General features: G+C 62.8%; 14 protein-coding genes. 7 read left to right on the forward strand and 7 right to left on the reverse strand.

The genetic code is table 11. The annotated features are described in order from the left end of the window. Nucleotides 1-162 precede the first annotated feature (162 nt). Together AB870_RS10855 and AB870_RS10860 are read left to right on the forward strand one after the other, a co-directional pair. Nucleotides 163-774, forward strand: coding sequence for a hypothetical protein (locus AB870_RS10855; protein WP_071386863.1), 612 nt, complete (start codon nt 163-165; stop codon nt 772-774). A 17-nt stretch (nt 775-791) separates the two neighbouring features. After that, nucleotides 792-1706 carry a lysozyme inhibitor LprI family protein gene (locus AB870_RS10860; protein ID WP_053059674.1) on the forward strand — a complete coding sequence of 305 codons (915 nt, stop codon included), beginning with the start codon at nt 792-794 and terminating at the stop codon, nt 1704-1706. An 8-nt stretch (nt 1707-1714) separates the two neighbouring features. Here the strand turns inward: AB870_RS10860 and AB870_RS10865 are convergent, their stop codons facing one another. The 4 genes from AB870_RS10865 to AB870_RS10880 form a co-directional block, all read right to left on the reverse strand. Beyond that, on the reverse strand, nt 1715-2596 hold the full coding sequence (locus AB870_RS10865; protein ID WP_157112294.1) for a hypothetical protein: 882 nt from the start codon (nt 2594-2596) through the stop codon (nt 1715-1717). Between the two features lie 172 nt (nt 2597-2768). Then, nucleotides 2769-3533, reverse strand: coding sequence for an arsenical resistance protein ArsH (gene arsH / locus AB870_RS10870; RefSeq protein WP_418303988.1), 765 nt, complete (start codon nt 3531-3533; stop codon nt 2769-2771). Between the two features lie 74 nt (nt 3534-3607). Further along, on the reverse strand, nt 3608-4033 hold the full coding sequence (locus AB870_RS10875; protein ID WP_047908005.1) for a cupin domain-containing protein: 426 nt from the start codon (nt 4031-4033) through the stop codon (nt 3608-3610). 112 nt (nt 4034-4145) lie between these two features. Next, a complete protein-coding gene (locus AB870_RS10880; RefSeq protein ID WP_047908006.1) occupies nt 4146-4970 on the reverse strand; it encodes an AraC family transcriptional regulator in 825 nt (274 codons plus the stop codon). A gap of 286 nt (nt 4971-5256) precedes the next feature. Here AB870_RS10880 and maiA point away from each other — a divergent pair, with 286 nt between their 5' ends. Next, the gene (gene maiA, locus AB870_RS10885) at nt 5257-5907 is read left to right on the forward strand and encodes a maleylacetoacetate isomerase (protein ID WP_053059675.1); all 651 of its coding nucleotides are present in this window, start codon (nt 5257-5259) and stop codon (nt 5905-5907) included. A 49-nt stretch (nt 5908-5956) separates the two neighbouring features. On the opposite strand, the gene AB870_RS10890 is transcribed toward maiA, so the two are convergent. After that, complete coding sequence (locus AB870_RS10890) at nt 5957-6799, reverse strand: class I SAM-dependent methyltransferase (protein ID WP_047908007.1); 843 nt, start codon at nt 6797-6799, stop codon at nt 5957-5959. Nucleotides 6800-7417: 618 nt separating this feature from the next. Between AB870_RS10890 and AB870_RS10895 the strand changes: the two genes are divergently transcribed. Beyond that, nucleotides 7418-10822: an autotransporter outer membrane beta-barrel domain-containing protein gene (locus AB870_RS10895; protein WP_047908008.1), complete on the forward strand. Its 3405-nt coding sequence runs from the start codon at nt 7418-7420 to the stop codon at nt 10820-10822. 100 nt (nt 10823-10922) lie between these two features. Here the strand turns inward: AB870_RS10895 and AB870_RS27525 are convergent, their stop codons facing one another. Then, on the reverse strand, nt 10923-11279 hold the full coding sequence (locus AB870_RS27525; protein WP_047908009.1) for a gamma-glutamyltransferase: 357 nt from the start codon (nt 11277-11279) through the stop codon (nt 10923-10925). Between the two features lie 335 nt (nt 11280-11614). Continuing rightward, nucleotides 11615-12274, reverse strand: a complete 660-nt coding sequence (locus tag AB870_RS10905) for a GntR family transcriptional regulator (protein WP_047909093.1) — start codon at nt 12272-12274, stop codon at nt 11615-11617. A gap of 256 nt (nt 12275-12530) precedes the next feature. Between AB870_RS10905 and AB870_RS10910 the strand changes: the two genes are divergently transcribed. From AB870_RS10910 to AB870_RS10920, 3 genes are all read left to right on the forward strand, one after another. After that, nucleotides 12531-13292 (forward strand): alpha/beta fold hydrolase, encoded by a 762-nt coding sequence (locus AB870_RS10910; protein WP_047908010.1) that lies wholly within the window; start codon nt 12531-12533, stop codon nt 13290-13292. Continuing rightward, nucleotides 13289-14554 (forward strand): iron-containing alcohol dehydrogenase, encoded by a 1266-nt coding sequence (locus tag AB870_RS10915; protein WP_047908011.1) that lies wholly within the window; start codon nt 13289-13291, stop codon nt 14552-14554. Before AB870_RS10910 ends, AB870_RS10915 begins: the two co-directional genes overlap by 4 nt. 161 nt (nt 14555-14715) lie before the next feature. After that, on the forward strand, nt 14716-16098 hold the full coding sequence (locus tag AB870_RS10920; protein ID WP_047908012.1) for an MFS transporter: 1383 nt from the start codon (nt 14716-14718) through the stop codon (nt 16096-16098). Nucleotides 16099-16116: the final 18 nt, after the last annotated feature.

The following is a 16116-nucleotide window of genomic DNA, read 5'->3' on the forward strand; positions in this document are numbered from 1 at the left end:
GGTAACGCGCTACAAAAGGAGGGCCGAGGTATTTTTAAGATAATTTAAATTCTCAGGATTTAAATTATCAGGAAGCGGAGCCGCATCACACGCCTGCCGGCGCCCGGGGCGTACACCGCTCCGGCCGTCGCGCTCCCTAATGACGAGGAACCCGGAACTCCGATGCCACGTTCTTCTCCCCGCTTCGACGATGTTACGCTGGGACGCTTGCATACAGCCGCGCGTCGGGCCGACGCCGCGCATCGCGATTCGAACGCCGCCTTCCTCGATCAATTCATTCGCGATGCCCTCGGCACGACGCATCGTCTGCATAGCGCACAGACCTATCTGCGCGTATTGGCGGGTGCGGGCATCGAACGGTTGCCCAGCGCGGGAACCGTGCAGCGCGCCATTACCCGCGCCCGCGGCGGGGCCGCCACCGTGACGGGCGATCCCGCCGACGTGAGGATGCAGCCGGCCGCGCAATTCACGCTCGCACAGCACGTGGCGCGGGTCATGGCGCTGCTCAGTCCTGACGGCAGCGGGCTTCAGGCCATCGGTCAGGGCGGCGAACCGCCGTTCGACGCCGCCGACGCGTACCGGCAGTTGCAGCGCCTCGAAGACGAGAACCGCGCGCTGCGTGTCCGCGCCGAGGAACTGACCGCCATGCTGATGGCTGCCCGCGTGGCGTTGGCCGAAGCGCTTGGCCACCATGGGGCGCGCGGGGAGGGGATGCCGGGGGCTGCGGTCGCACGGCACACGAATTCCCGGCGTGGCACCGGCAAAAAGTCCTGAGCGTCTCGGGGCGGCTTATGCCGCTATTCCCCTATCCGGGCACCGGCGTGACGTTCGGCAAGTCCGGCGTGCCCGCGTCCACTGCCGCCGGGGGCGCGCTTGATTTTTGGGATGACACGGGATTGAATGCCATATTCCATTTACGGACGACGGATATGGCGAATCGCGCTTCCATGCACGGCTTCCCGGCGTTAGTGCTATGCCTGACGGTTGGGGCATTTACCTGCTTCGCACCGAATGCCGCCTCTGCCGCCTCTGCCGCCGATCCGTCGGCGTCCGCCGCCTTCGCCGCGAACAGCGACATCGATCGGACACTCACGAGGTGCCTCGATGCCCCGGAGAAGCAGTCCACCGGCGCACAGGACGAGTGCATCGTCGATGCGACCCACGCGTGGGATGTGCGTCTGAATGCCAGCTATCGGGCGTTGCAAAACGACCTTCCCGAGGCGTCGCGTCCGGCGTTGCTTGCCGCGCAGCGCGCGTGGCTCGCCAGCCGGGACGCCGATCAAAAGCTCATCGCCGCGGTGTACGCCACGGTGCGCGGCACAATGTATGCACCGATGAACGCCAACGACGTCATGATGCTGACCAAACGTCGCGCCCAGACGCTCACCCGGTATGCCGCAGATCTGTCGTATGCGCGCGCCGGTGAATTTCGGCCAATGCCGGCAGGCGAGGCGAAGATGTCGGACATCGACGCCGTAACGCGGCGGATCGAGCGACGTCTGCCGGCGTCCGCCCGCGGCATCGTGAGGGCGTCCGAGGGGAAATGGCGGGCGTTCATGTCGGCGCAGACCGCGCTGATCGCGGCGATTTGTCCGGCAGGCGGGGCGCCCGGCGCGAAGGCGTGCCGCGGCGCGCAGCGCGATGCCGAGCGCGCAGCGCGTATGGCACAGATCGAGGGACTGGAGGGAAAGATCGGCGCCGACTGAGCCGGTGGTTAATCAGTGCGTTGCACACGCGCGAGTAACCACGCCATGGCCGCGGTGACGACAGCTGTCGCGACGACCGCCTTCCAGACCGATCGCGTGACGGCCCAGGTGCCCACGGCCACACCGGCGAAGACGAAGATCGCCACCCATTCGAGCACCTTGTCGAGCGTATTGGGCGCGCGATATCGCTTCGTGTCACTCGCCGGCGCGCGGGCGGACGGCGCTTGCCGGGCACGCGGCGCACAGGCCGGGAACGCTTCGATCAACGTCTTGCTCGGCCAGGGATGGATCTCCGCGCGCGGATTGCCGACGCCGGTCGAGCGCCAGACGGCGTCGGTGTCGGGCGCGCGCTTCAGGTCCTCGATTTCCTCGGCAACCCCGGCGGGTACGTGAGCGCCGTGGTCGAGCGCGGCGACTTGCTCCAGTTCCGTCGTCATGCCCTCGGTGGCGTCGGTGACATCGGGCAGGCCGCTCGTGCGAATCAGGATGAAGCCGCCGTACGCGCTGCGAATGTAGTCGACAAACGCATCGAAGATCGGGCGATAACGCTCGCCGAGCAGCGCAATGAGGTTATCGCGGCGCCGGGCCGCTCGTTCGAGTGCAAGGCCTTTGGTCGTCACCAGATAGGGATATCTGGCATCTCTTTCTTCCGGAGCTGCGCCTTCCAGAAACTCTTCGATCTCAATCGCATCGTCGTCGGGGTCGAAGTCGTCGATGACGTACGCGAAGCGAATGTCTTCGGTGGCAAACAAAATCCGCCAGAACAGCGGGAAATAGGCGTTGGCTTCCAGCGACGGGCCGCCGGCGGAAAAATAGGTCTTCAGTTCGCCTTTGCGGCCCTCCGGCATGCGTGGCCACGGCGGACTCTCGAGAAAGACAGGATGTGACATTTCTTGAGCCTTCGGCTGAGTTGGTCGGTGCATCGGGAGATGGCACGCCAAAAAGCCTTGGACCAAATCGGGCGAGCCGCCGAAATTCTGGCTGAAATGCCTGTGTTTGTCATCCATGCGACGGAATCACGCATCGACGCGGGCGGCGCGTGCCACCGGGAGGCTTTGCCGGCTATCGGGGCGAGGGCGCAGCGTCGGCGGCGCCCGTGGCGAGCGCGGCCAAATCGGTCACCGGATCCAGCGGTGTCCTGGCCTTGATGCGCTCGCTGTAGCGGTTGACCAGGTAGTCGCGCTTCTCACGCAGCAGCAGCGTGAACTTCACCAGTTCCTCCATCACGTCGACCACGCGGTCGTAATATGCCGACGGCCGCATGCGACCGGCTTCGTCGAACTCCTGAAAGGCCATGGCAACGGACGATTGATTCGGGATGGTGAACATGCGCATCCACCGGCCGAGCTGGCGCAATTGATTGACCGAATTGAACGATTGCGATCCGCCGCTTACCTGCATGACCGCAAGCGTACGGCCTTGTGTCGGACGGATACCGCCCATGAATAACGGCAGATGATCGATCTGATTCTTGATGACGGCGGAAATCGTGCCGTGGCGCTCAGGGCTGCACCAGACATGACCTTCCGACCAGACCGACAGTTCACGCAGTTCTCTCACTTTGGGATGCGCGTCGCCGGCAACGTCATCCGGCATGGGCAGACCGCGCGGATCGAAGATACGCACGTCGGCGCCCATTTGCCTCAGCAACCGAGCGGCTTCTTCAGTGAGCAGCCGGGAGTAGGAGCGTTCCCGCAGCGAGCCGTACAGCATCAGAATGCGCACCGGGGGCGCGTCCGCCATCCCGAGCCGGGAAGCGATGGAAGTGTCGAGATATTCCGGCTGCGCAGCAGGAAGCGACTCGGGGTGTGACGGTGCTACGGGCATGATCGGCATTCGCAAGAAAATTAAATATTTCCAATATTATGGAAATGTTATTGCGAACGCAAGAAATCGATGCGTCAGATCCATTGATCGTTGGCGACCGTGCGTTCGCTGGCGGCACCGTCACCGGTGTTCGCGACGCCACGTGGCTCGATGAGCAGCAGCTTCACTTCGGTAACGGCGCAGGGCTTGTGCGCCACGCCTTTCGGCACGACGCCCATCTGCCCGGCACGCAATACCATCGCCCCGTCGCCGCGCGGACCGCCGCGAAACTCGATACGCAATTCGCCGTCCAGCACGATGAACGTTTCGTCGGTGTCCCCGTGCTGGTGCCAGACGAAATCCCCCTGAAGCTTGACGACCTTGAACTGGTAGTCGTTCATTTGGGCAACGACGCGCGGCTGCCAGTGGCCGTCGATTTGTGCGATCTTGCCCGCCAGATCGATGGCTTCGCATTGGCCGCGTGTCGGCCGGGCATTGGGGGATTGGGGGAAGTCAGACATCGTTCTCTCCGTTCGTTTAGGGAATGCGTCGAGAATATGTCGCGCCGGGCGTCGCGTATTGAACGATTGTGGGTGCAGGCCGTGAGGCGTTCGGAAGATACTTGAGACGCGCTCAGGGCGCGTTCATGCCTCGGGCGATCCGGAGCCAGCGTCCCGGTGTGAGGCCGAAGGTCTTGAGGAAATGGCGCGTCATGTGGCTCTGATCGGCGAATCCCGCGTCGGTTGCCGCCGTCGCCAGCGAGGCGCCCGTGAGCAGCATGCGACGTACGATGTCGAGGCGGCGCATCGTAAGGTAACGATACGGGCTGGTGCCATAGAAAGTGCGGAAGTCGTTCGACAGACTCCAGCGGTCGCGGCCGGTTTCGGCTTCCACCTCGTCGAGCGTCACCACGCGCGTGCAGTTGGCGTGCAGATAGTCGCGCGCGCGTCGTGCGGCGAGATAGTCGCCTTTTTCCGGGAGACGGGAGATGCCCGCAACGTCGGCAAGTGCATGCGCCAGTTCGGCCAGCGCGTCGCTCTGTTCGAGCGGCTCGAACGTGTAGCCGACATGTTGCAGCAGGCTTTCGGTCGCTGCGGCAAGACGGGGATCGGTAGTTACCCCCCCTTCGATGAACGGCAGCGCGCGCCCGCCCAGCACGTCCTGAAAGTGTGCCGGCTCGACATAAATCATGCGGTAGCGGAAACCCTCGCTCGTGCCCGCCTGACCGTCGTGCAATTCGTCCGGATGCAACACCATGGTGTTCCCCGGCAGGCTGTCGCGTTGGCTGCGCCGGTAGTTGAAGCGCTGCACGCCCGCGAGGGTACGGCCGATCGCGTACGTATCGTGCCGATGCATGGCATACGCTTTGTCCCGAAACCAGGCCTCGATACGCTCAACGCCTTCTGAAGGCGCCGCGCGCATCACCCAGTCGGAGGACACTGCTGCTTTTCGGGGCATGACGAACGAAGAGGAGTGGTGGAGTGCGGGCCGCGGCGGTCGCAGGCGCGAGCCGCTATTTTATGCCCGATACGTCGTACGGCGCCGGGTAGTGGCCGGGTAGTGGCCGGGTAGTGGTCAAGCGCACCACAATCCTACGCCCGGGCATGGCGACATAGATAATTGCAAATGCAATCGCTCGGTGGCATTATCGGTGCGATCTAATTGCAAATGCAATCGTTTGAAAACGAAATGTCGCACGAGTGCGTTTGTTCTCTTTACGATGGTTCCACGACTGGACTGCCCCATGACAATTCAGCTTTATGGCTTTTGGCGCTCGAACGCCGCGTTTCGCGTGAAGGTCGCGCTTGCATTGAAGAAGCTGCCGTACGAGGAGATCGAGGTCGATATTTTGGCGGGGCGTCAGTTCGACGACTACGCCAACGTGAATGCGGAGCGCGTGGTGCCCACGCTGGTGTATCACGGGCAGCGAGTGTTCCAGTCGTTGGCGATCATCGAATTTCTCGACGAGATGCATCCGGCGCCGCGGCTGATGCCGGGCAACCCGCCGGACCGGGCTTACGCGCGTGCCGTGGCACTGGTGTCGGCGGCCGACTCGCATCCATTTGTCGTGCCGAGGGTCCGAAAACATCTCGCGCAGGCTTACGGTGCAGGCATCGATGCCATCGAGGCGTGGTGCGCGCACTGGGGCAGGGAAGGGCTGGCCACGTATGAGCGGATGCTCGAAAAGCGCCCCGCCGCGCCGTTTGCCGTGGGGGCGGCGCCCACGCTCGCCGACATTTGCATCGCGGGGCAGACGATCATCGGCGACCTGTATCAGGTGGACATCGCGGCGTATCCCCGGGTAGCGGCACTGGCGAAGCGGTGTTTCGAGATGCCGGAATTTGCCGAGGCGCATCCGTTTCGGCAGCCGGGGTTCAAGGCCGTCCAGATTTGACGGCTGGTGTGATTCGGGCGACGGCTGCGCCGGCGGTTCAGACGGCGATTCAGACAGTGGCGAGCGCAGCGGTAAAGAAGCGTTCGCGCATTTCTTCCAGCCCGAGCGATTCCAGCACGCTTTGCAACCGCTCGGCGGGCCGGCGTCGCGGCAAATCCTTGTACTGCGCGACGATGAGTTCGTTCTTCATCGAATGCTCCCAGCCCACAAGCTCGGTCACGCTGACCTGATAGCCATGCGCTTCGAGTTGCAGACAGCGCAACACGTTGGTGACCTGACTGCCGAATTCGCGCGTATGCAACGGATGACGCCAGATTTCGGTGAGCGGATTGCCCGCCAGTTGCTGGCCCTTGTGCTTGCGCAGCACGGCGGCGACTTCGGCCTGACAGCACGGCACCAGCACGATGTGGCGTGCATGTTTGGCCAGCGCGAAGCGAATCGCGTCGTCCGTTGCCGTATTGCAGGCGTGTAGTGCGGTGACGACGTCGACGGTTTCGGGCAAGGCAGGCGACGTGATGGAATCGGCCACGGACAGGTTCAGGAACGACATCCCGGGAAATCCGAGGCGCGCGGCCAATGCCGTCGACGTCTTGACGAGTTCTTCGCGGGTTTCGATGCCGAAGATATGCGAGTCGTCCGCCAGCGCCTTGAAGAACAGATCGTAGAGGATGAAGCCCAGATAGGACTTGCCTGCGCCGTGATCGACGAGGGTTACGCGGCCATTCCCGGTTTTGACTTCCTGGAGCAGCGGCTCGATGAACTGAAACAGATGGTAGACCTGCTTGAGCTTGCGCCGGCTGTCCTGATTCATCTTGCCGTCGCGCGTCAGGATATGAAGCTCCTTGAGCAACTCGATGGACTGGCCGGGGCGGATTTCGTGGGTATTCGACATGGGGAAGCGGTTCGGCAGCGGGAGGGGCCTCCCGGAAACCGACAGTTTACCGAAAAGTGTGCCAAAGGCGCGCGTGAGCAGCCATGCGCCTGGCCTTGGCCTCGCGAGATCGCGCCGGCGCTCGCGTTGGTGATGGAGGCATTACGCTTGAATTAATTTGTCATGCCGGTGCTTTCACGAAAACAATTGCGGGAAGCCATTTCGTGGGCCGTCGCGAGTCGATGCCGGTATAAGTTCGGGATAAAACGATTTTCACTCCGAATCATAATTTGTTATTGTTGCGAAACCAGAAGATCTTAATAAGTCGCCTGAGATCGTCGCATGACGGATTTCAGGACGAACAAGTCCCGTAGAGGAGTTCGCCGATTGTCTGCCGACCGTGTCAAGACGTCGTTTATCGTGCCCACCGCCAGGCCATGGAATAGCAACTTGCCAAAGAAGGGGTTATTTGGCGCCATCGTTTGCCATCGTGCAGTTTTAACGACCGCTATTACCGCGCTTCTGCCTTCCGCGCAGGCGTTCGCGCAATGTGCCACTGCGCCAACGGCGCTCAACATCTCGTCGGGTAATTGTTCCGATCCGGCGTTCACCTCGCGGGACAGTGCCGGATCGGCGCCCGTGGTCGAGGTCTCCGATACTGGCGTCTATCGTGGCACCTCCGTCACTCTTAGCGCGACCGGCACGGGCTATGGCGTGCATGCGACCCGCGGCGGGACGGTCACGCTGGACGGCACGCAGCAGGATCACACCACGATCACCACATTTGGTCTGAGCGGGCACGGCCTTTATGCCGACGGCGGCGGTTCGATTACCGGTAGCAATGTGTCCGTGGATTCGGTCGGTACCGGCGCATATGGCGTCGGTGCGCTAGGGGCAGGCAGCAATGTCACGCTAACGGACAGCGAGGTGATCACGGAGGGCGCCAATGCCACCGGCGCCTATGCGGCCAGCGGCGGGTCGATCACCTTGACCGGTACCAGCGTCACGACCCAGGGCGCGGGCGCCTCCGCTCTCGTCGCGGATGCCGGCGGCACGATCGCGTTCAGCAACGCGAGTACTTTCAGCAATGGCGACAATGCGCCCGGCGCGGTCGCGTCCGGAGCGGGCAGCCGGTTGATGCTGAACAACGCCTTCGTGAACGTCTACGGCAATGGCAGTGCCGGCCTCGTCGCCTCCGGCGGCGCCGGAATCACGATGAGCGGCGGCGCCATTGCGACGGGCGACTATTTCGGAAGCACCGTCATCGCGAACTCACCGGGCATGCTTGCCTCGGGCGTCGGCAGCCGCATTCAGGTAAGCAACGGAGCAACCTCGGCCACCTATGGCGCCAACAGCCCTGGCATCTGGGCGGACGCGGGCGGCAGGATCGACTTTTCGGGCTATGGCATCTTCACCTACCAGCCGGATTCGCCGGGCGCGGTAGCGAGCGGCGCGGGCAGTACGGTGACGTTGGCCGGCACGATCGTCCGAACCTCCGGCCCTTCGAGCGCCGGCGTGCTTGTCACGGGCGCAGGCACGATGATTGTGACCGGCACCGAGATCACGACCGGGTTCACGGTTGTCGGGGGCAGTTCGCCTGCCATCACTTATCCGGAAGCCCAGCGAGGCTCGACAGCCGACGGTGCGCAGGTCGTCGGCGCGGGCAGCCGGTTGCAGGCCGAGAACGCCCGTATCACCACGAATGGCGAAGGTGCCATTGGCGTTAGCGTCAGTCAGGGTGCCACGGCGTCGATCACCGGCGGCACCCTTACGACGAAAGGGGCCGACTCGCCCACAGTCGGTGGTGCGGACGGCGCACGGGCGACCGATGCCGGGAGCAGCATCACCCTTTCCGGTACGTCGGTAAGCACCGAGAACGTCAACGCCGTCGGATTGCGGACGATGGCGGGAGGCGCGATCACCGCCACGGACGTCACGGTCGCCACGCGCGGACAGCAGGCGTTCGGCGCTTCCGCACAGGACGCCGGCAGCACGATCGCGCTCAACCGTGCCGCCATTACGACCACCGGCAACGCCGCACATGGAATTGCCGTTGTCAACGGCGGTGCCATCGTCACCACCGACACCACGGTGGCGGTGAGCGGGGCCGGTGCCGCAGCGCTCTACGTTGCCGGCAGTGCGCCGGGCGCCGCGTCGATCACCGGCGGCAGCCTGAGCGCCACCAGCGGCGCACTCGTCCTCGCCGAGGGCGGCACGGGAACCGTCTCCATCGGTGGTGGCACGGTGCTGACGCCGGCCATCGTGAACGGCCGGCGCCTGCTCGCGCAAGTGAGCGAGGACGCGGCGGGCACGCCGAGCCGCCTGACGCTGAACATTGCGGGCATCTCCGCCCTCGACGGCGACATCGTCGTCGATCCGTCAACCCTCATCTACCGGTTGAGCAGCAGCCAATGGAGCGGCAATCTGGTGCTGACCGGCCCGGGCAATACGGTCAGCGCGAACCTGACGGCATCGCGGTGGACGGGCGACTTGCTGGCCGACGCAGGCAATACCGCGGATGTTTCGCTGGCGGGCACGAGCGTGTGGACTGGCCGGGCGCGTAACGCAACCAACATCGCTATCGACGCCAGCAGCACCTGGAACATGACAGGGAATTCCAACGCGTCCGGCACGGTGTCCAACGCCGGTCTGATCCAGTTCCTTCCGCAATCCGGCGCCTACAGCACCCTGACGGTGGGCAGCTACACCGGTGCTCCCGGGAGCAGGATCGGCTTTAACACTTATCTCGGCGCCGACAACTCGCCGACCAACCTGCTGGTGGTCAATGGTGGTCAGGCGAGCGGCGCGACATCCCTATTCGTCAACAACAGTGGAGGGCAGGGGGCGCAGACGGTGGCGGACGGCATTCGGCTCGTGCAGGTGACTGGCGGCGGCAGTACGACCGCGGGTGCCTTTACGCTCGGCCAGCGTGTTGCTGCCGGTGCGTACGAGTACGAACTCGTACGCGGTGGCAGCACGAATCCAAACGACTGGTTTCTCCGCTCCCATCTCGTGCAGACTTCCACGGATCCGGCGGCGCCCGGTAGCACCGACATTCCGTTGTACCGGCCGGAAGTGGCGCTCTACGCGCCGGTCCCGGCAATCGCGCGGCAGATCGGGCTTTCGACGTTGGGCACGCTGCACGAACGCGTTGGCGAGGAGGAGAACCTGCGCGGCGAGACGTCGTCACGCGCTTATGCGAACGGCGCCTGGGGACGTGTTTTCGGGGAGCGGGTGCGCAATCGATGGAGCGGACCGGCCGAATCGAGCGCGACGGGTAATCTTTATGGATTCCAGGCGGGCCTCGATGTTTTCCGGCGCACGACGCAGAGCGGACATCGCGATCACGTTGGCGTGTATGTGGCTTATTCGGACTTCAATGCACCGTCGGTGCGGGGCTTTGCGCTGGGCACGCAGGATCTGACAGTCGGCAAACTTGCCATGAATGGGCCTTCGGTCGGCGCCTATTGGACGCATTTCGGTCCACGGGGCTGGTATGTCGATGCGGTGTTGCAAGGCAGTTGGTACGACGCGAAGGCGACGTCCCGCTACGGGGCTGGGCTGTCGACCAATGCGACCGGTTACGCCGCGTCGCTGGAGGCGGGCTATCCGGTCCGTTTCGGCGAGAGCGATGACTGGCTGATCGAGCCGCAAGCGCAGATCGTCTATCAGGGGGTGTCGGTGAGCCGTTCAGGCGATCAGTATTCGAGCGTGGACTGGAATGCGTCCGGTGCGTGGACCGCACGCCTGGGCGCGCGACTGCAATACACGAAGCGCGACGAGCGAGGCACGCTTTGGCAACCGTACGCGCGAATCAATCTGTGGCGAGCCTTCTCGGGCAGCGACAGCGCGTTGTTCGGCCAGTCTTCGCCGGCGATCGAAACCGGCTTCGGCGACACGGGCCTGGAGTTCGGCGGCGGCATCACGGCGAAGGTGACTCGAAGCCTGAGCCTATACGGTCAGGCCAGCTACCGGTGGTCGCTCGGCGGCCGTAACCGCCAGAGCGCAGCCGCCGGTATGCTGGGCGTTCGTCTGAACTGGTGATCTCGTGATGATCGGGTCGGTGCTGGTGGAGGTCGGCGTCGACTGGCTATCGATTATTCGCATAATGTACATTATGTTAAATTAAACATTGACTGTCGTGTCACGCGGGGACCCCACTGTCGCTCGCATTCAGCGCGCGAACTTCGCGGGTACGGGCGTTGTAGATCAGCCAGAAATTATCGCCACCGATCGTATTCATCTGTGGATACACGACAGCGATCGTCGAGGCGACGGCAATCGCGGCATCGACAGCATTTCCTCCTCTTCTGAGCACGTCCAGTCCGGCCTGTGTAGCCAGGTAATTGGACGAGGTCACCATGCCGTGCGTCGCCATCGGATTGGCGCACTGTGCCGGTGTGTCGCAATACGCGCCAGTCGGAGCTTCCGCCCGCGCCATCGCGCAAAACAACACACCCGCCATCAGCGCCGCGCGTGCATGCAGAGAATTTCGATTCATCGACGTCTCCTTTTTAAACGGCTTTCGTTTTAATGGACCCTCTCTTTCTCCCATCGGGTGTAGATATACCAGATTAAAAATATCGAAAAATCCGCAATGCTACGCGACACGTCTAAGCAAAAATACTTATCGCAAATGCACATGCGAAAAGGCTATTTATTAAGGGGAATTCCCGGATCTCGATGGGATCGTTGAACACCAAAAGCAAAGCCCGCAAGGATGCGGGCTTTCGTTCTGGATTTCCGTTGTGGCTTTAATGGACGTCGCGCAGGCCCCGGGCGCCGGGCAAATGAAACGATGATGTCGTCACGCGACGAAGTCCGTCGCTGGTGCGATTACACGCGCTCGCCCAATACGGTGGCCCGCGTGAATGCTTCGATATTGTTGAGCAATGCGTCGACGGCATCCCCAGCCTTTTTCACGTCGCCCGCAGCGACCGCTTCGGCAACTTCGGCGTGCAGGCGCGCCATGGTGGGAAGATCGGCCGCCTCCTTGTAGTGGTAGTACCAGAAGCGGCGCGACAGACCGTGCATCAGACGCATCGCCCCTTCGGCAAACTCATTGCGCGCCGCCACCAGACACAACTCGTTGAAATCGCGGTCCGCACGGATGAACTCGACGTCCTTGCCACTGCGCGCCGAACTCCGAAACGCTTTCGCGAGTCGCGCGAAATGGTCGCGCTCTGCCGCCGAGGCTTTCTTCGCCGCACTCCTGGCGATGAGCCGTTCGACCTCGCGCCGGGTTTCGAGAAGACGCAGTTGCTTGGAGACGTCCATCGGCGGCACGAGCAGACCGCGCTGCGGCAATACCACGATCAGATGCTCACGGGCCAGCCGCTGAACCGCTTCGCGAATCGGCGTGCGGCCGAAACCCGTCATTTCGCTCAATTGCAACTCGGACATCGTTGAACCGGGCGCCAGTTGCAGCGTCACGATCTTCTCTTCGATCCACTCGTACGCCATGTCGACCATCCGCCCGCGAGGGATGGTCTCCATTCGTTCGTCCCGTGCTACGGCCTCTGATTTTTCCGTCGGTTGGGTCGCTTTCTTCGTTGCCATCGAGTCAATATTCAGCGCAAATATTAATTGTATATCACTTGTTTCCATGCTTTCGCAAAGGCGCCGCACGCCCCGCCCCCATCCCTCCCCGACCTCGCGAATATCCGGGCTTTCCCGGAGGTTCTGCCGCTTGTCGCACTCATCTAATGTGCTATTATTAATCAACTAATATATTACTAAGACGAGAAATGCGATGGACATTCGTCGGGTCGGCAAGCATGACGGTTTCCCTGTCGTTGCGTTGCACGGCATTCAGGGAACGAGCGACTCGTGGGTTCCGTTGGCGACGGCACTCGGCGATACGTTTCACTTCATTCTGCCGAACATGCCGGGGCGCGGCAACGCAGGTGACCCGGTGTCCCCGCAAGCGTGCAATGCGGGCGACTTCGCGTGCCTGACGAGTCAGGTCATCGAGCAGGAAGTCCGGGATCGCCCCTATGTTCTGGCGGGCTGGAGCATGGGCGTATCGGTCATTCTGGAGCTGATGGGACGCCTTGCGCACGGCACTGCACGCCATCACCCTCCGGCGGCGGTCGTCCTCTTGTCGGGCACAGCACAACCGAACGAGGTCAGTTGGTTTTCCTCGTCCGACGACGCCACGCTTCTCGACGAAATCAGGCAGCGCGAGCGACGTCTTGGCCTGCGACATGCCGCGGATCCGCGCGCCGTGGCATGGACCTGGCGCGCCCTCAAGTCGGTGTCGCACCTACCGAATCTGGCACAGATCGATGTGCCCGCACTCATCGTGCATGGCAGCGACGACGAGGACTGTCCGGTCGGCCACGCGCATCGCATGCACGAAGGCATTCGCCAGGCACGGCTGCACGTCATTCCGGCCGCCGGCCATTCGATCCTGACGCACAACACCGAAGACGTCGGCATCGCCTTTCGCGACTTTCTTGCACAGCACATCGCGGCATTACCGCCGCCCGTGGTTCCACAGGAGAACTCATGAGGATTGACGACCGCATCCACTTTTGCGCGCCGTCCCGGCTGATCATCGAACTGGGATATCGCAACAGACTCCCCGGGCTTGTGCAGCATCTCGGCTACCGCCGGGGACTGCTTGTCACCGATGGCTTTTTCGCGACGCAGACACCCTGGGTCCGGGAATACGTGGCGGCGTGTGAGCGTGCCGGTGTGCAGATGATCGTCTATGACGGTGGTCTGCCCGACCCCACCACGGACCTGTGCGATCGTGCGACGAGCGAGCTTCGTGCGGTCATGGGCGGCCGGTTGCCCGATCACGTCGTGTCGCTCGGCGGCGGCAGCAATATCGACCTGGCCAAAGCGCTGTGCCTCACGCTCCCCGACGGACGGGCGATTCGCGACTTCGGCAACGGTGTGACGAGCGACGCGCCGATCATCGATCACATCGCCGTGCCGACGACGGCCGGCACCGGCTCGGAACTCACGCCCGGCGCCATTCTGTTCGATCCATCCACCGGTATCAAAACCGCTGTGATGGACAATCGGCTGCGCCCGGTGGTTGCCGCGATCGATCCCGAACTGACCTTTACCTGTCCGCCCAGGGTCACCGCGGAATCGGGCATCGATGCCCTGACCCACGCACTCGAATCGTTCGTGACGCGCGACGCCAGCGAGTTCGACCGCAACGGCAGCGTCGATCCGGGCTACAGCGGACGCAGTGCTCTGACAATGAGCTTTGCGCGCGAATCCATCCGGTTGGCTGCAACATACCTGCTGCGCTGCTACGAAGACGGCAACGACACCGAGGCGCGCGTAGGCATGTGCTATGCCAGCGTGTATGCCGCCATGTCCTACGGGAGCGCCGGTCTGAATGCGGTACACGGCATCGCGTATGGCGTGGCTGCGCTTACGCACAAGTCTCATGGGGCGACAAACGCCGTCGTGCTGCCGTACGTCATCGATGCCCTGTGCGAGGTGCGACACACCGAGTTGCTGGAGGTGGCGCGCATTTTCGGTGTCACCCTGACAGATGACGTCGAAGCCGTTCGCGCGCTGCCTCGCAAATTGCGCGAGCTCGTTGGCAAGCTCGGTATTCCGACCGACCTCAACGCCTTCGGCATTCCGCAAGCATCACTGAAAGATCTGCTTGTCGATTCGCTTGGCGTGACTCGGCTGGCCAAAGCATTCCCCCTCGGGAATATCGAAGAAAGCTATGCGCAGATCATCGATCGCGCATGGCATGGAGGTCTTCGAGACGAGAAGACGGAGAGACTGACGGCAGCCTGATCGACACGACTCCCCACGTAGTGCCGTAACGTCGTATCGATCGGGCATCGCCGCCCCGCAAAGCCAAATCACACCATACGGCCGGAGATACCGGTCGCTTTGCGTCTCGATGTCTAATATGTTAGATGGCTATTAGTTAGAGCACTGGAGGAGACACAAGCATGGATATGTCAGCAGCCGCGTCGCGGTTAGGCGTTGATGTCGTCGCTCGTCTCGAGCGGCTTCCGATGACGAATTACCAGCGAACGCTTTTCTCGATCATTGCGACAGCCTGGTTTTTCGATTCCATGGATCTCGGGCTGATGACGTTCGTTCTCGGTTCGATCAAGGCGGAGTTCGGTCTGAGCGCTGCGCAGGCGGGCCTGCTCGCCAGCGCCAGCTTTTTCGGGATGTTCCTGGGCGCCGCCACCGCGGGCCTTCTTGCAGACAGGTTCGGCCGCAAGCCGGTCTTTCAGGTCAGCATGATCTTGTGGGGCGCGGGGAGTCTGATGTGCGGTTTTGCACACAGCGTCGATGCGCTGATGGTTTACCGCGTATTGCTGGGTTTCGGCATGGGCATGGAGTTTCCGATCGGTCTGTCGATGGTGTCCGAGATCGTGCCCGCCAAATCTCGCGGTAAATACGTCGCCATTCTGGAAGGTTTCTGGCCTATCGGTTTCATTGCGGCCGGCGCGTTCGCTTATTTCATGCTGCCGGTCATCGGCTGGCGCGGCATTTTCATCGCATTGGCCGTTCCGGCCGTTTTCGTATTCGTGGTTCGACGCATGGTTCCCGAGTCGCCCCGTTGGCTGGAAGACACGGGACGCGTGACGGCCGCGGCCGACGTCATGAATCACATCGAAGCCAAAGTGGAGAAGGCGTACGGCCGCCATCTGCCGGAGCCGGACGTCGCTCTGCGCAAACCGCACGTGCATGCCGATCGCAAGGCGCTGTTCGCGGAGATCTGGAGTGGCATTTACGCGAAGCGCACGGTCATGCTCTGGACCACCTGGTTTTTCGCCCTGCTCGGGTATTACGGGCTGACGACCTGGCTGGGGGCGTTATTGCAGCAGGCGGGATACGAGATCACGAAATCGGTGCTCTACACCGTCTACATCTCGCTCGCCGGTATTCCGGGTTTTCTCTTCTCCGCATGGCTGCTGGAGAAATGGGGGCGCAAGCCCACGTGCGCGCTCATGCTGATCGGCAGTGCCGTCGCGGCCTATCTGTACGGTCAGGCCGCTGGGACCAGGGCGCCTATCGAACAACTGATCGCCGCAGGTCTGGCGATGCAGTTCTTCCTCTTCGGCATGTGGTCGGTGTTGTACGCCTATACGCCGGAGTTGTATCCCACGCGCACGCGCGCCACGGGGTCGGGCTTCGCCTCATCGATCGGTCGGGTCGGATCGTTGGCCGGTCCGTATGCGATTGGCGTGCTGCTTCCCAGCTGGGGGCAGGCGGGCGTGTTCACCATGGGCGCCCTCTCCTTCGCGATTGCCGCGCTCGCGGTATTACTGCTCGGCGTCGAGACGAAAGGCCGTTCGCTGGAGGACGTTTCGCACTAGATGTTCGTTCGGGGCACA

It is taken from the genome of Pandoraea faecigallinarum (assembly GCF_001029105.3).
GTDB classification, from domain to species: domain Bacteria; phylum Pseudomonadota; class Gammaproteobacteria; order Burkholderiales; family Burkholderiaceae; genus Pandoraea; species Pandoraea faecigallinarum.

What these genes read in the sequence shown, in the direction of transcription:
- AB870_RS10855 (WP_071386863.1), top strand. Translation starts at nt 163, where the DNA reads ATGCCACGTTCTTCTCCCCGCTTCGACGATGTTACGCTGGGACGCTTG.
- AB870_RS10860 (WP_053059674.1), top strand. Translation starts at nt 792, where the DNA reads ATGCCGCTATTCCCCTATCCGGGCACCGGCGTGACGTTCGGCAAGTCC.
- AB870_RS10865 (WP_157112294.1), bottom strand. Translation starts at nt 2,596, where the DNA reads ATGTCACATCCTGTCTTTCTCGAGAGTCCGCCGTGGCCACGCATGCCG.
- arsH (WP_418303988.1), bottom strand. Translation starts at nt 3,533, where the DNA reads ATGCCCGTAGCACCGTCACACCCCGAGTCGCTTCCTGCTGCGCAGCCG.
- AB870_RS10875 (WP_047908005.1), bottom strand. Translation starts at nt 4,033, where the DNA reads ATGTCTGACTTCCCCCAATCCCCCAATGCCCGGCCGACACGCGGCCAA.
- AB870_RS10880 (WP_047908006.1), bottom strand. Translation starts at nt 4,970, where the DNA reads ATGCCCCGAAAAGCAGCAGTGTCCTCCGACTGGGTGATGCGCGCGGCG.
- maiA (WP_053059675.1), top strand. Translation starts at nt 5,257, where the DNA reads ATGACAATTCAGCTTTATGGCTTTTGGCGCTCGAACGCCGCGTTTCGC.
- AB870_RS10890 (WP_047908007.1), bottom strand. Translation starts at nt 6,799, where the DNA reads ATGTCGAATACCCACGAAATCCGCCCCGGCCAGTCCATCGAGTTGCTC.
- AB870_RS27525 (WP_047908009.1), bottom strand. Translation starts at nt 11,279, where the DNA reads ATGAATCGAAATTCTCTGCATGCACGCGCGGCGCTGATGGCGGGTGTG.
- AB870_RS10905 (WP_047909093.1), bottom strand. Translation starts at nt 12,274, where the DNA reads ATGGAGACCATCCCTCGCGGGCGGATGGTCGACATGGCGTACGAGTGG.
- AB870_RS10910 (WP_047908010.1), top strand. Translation starts at nt 12,531, where the DNA reads ATGGACATTCGTCGGGTCGGCAAGCATGACGGTTTCCCTGTCGTTGCG.
- AB870_RS10915 (WP_047908011.1), top strand. Translation starts at nt 13,289, where the DNA reads ATGAGGATTGACGACCGCATCCACTTTTGCGCGCCGTCCCGGCTGATC.
- AB870_RS10920 (WP_047908012.1), top strand. Translation starts at nt 14,716, where the DNA reads ATGGATATGTCAGCAGCCGCGTCGCGGTTAGGCGTTGATGTCGTCGCT.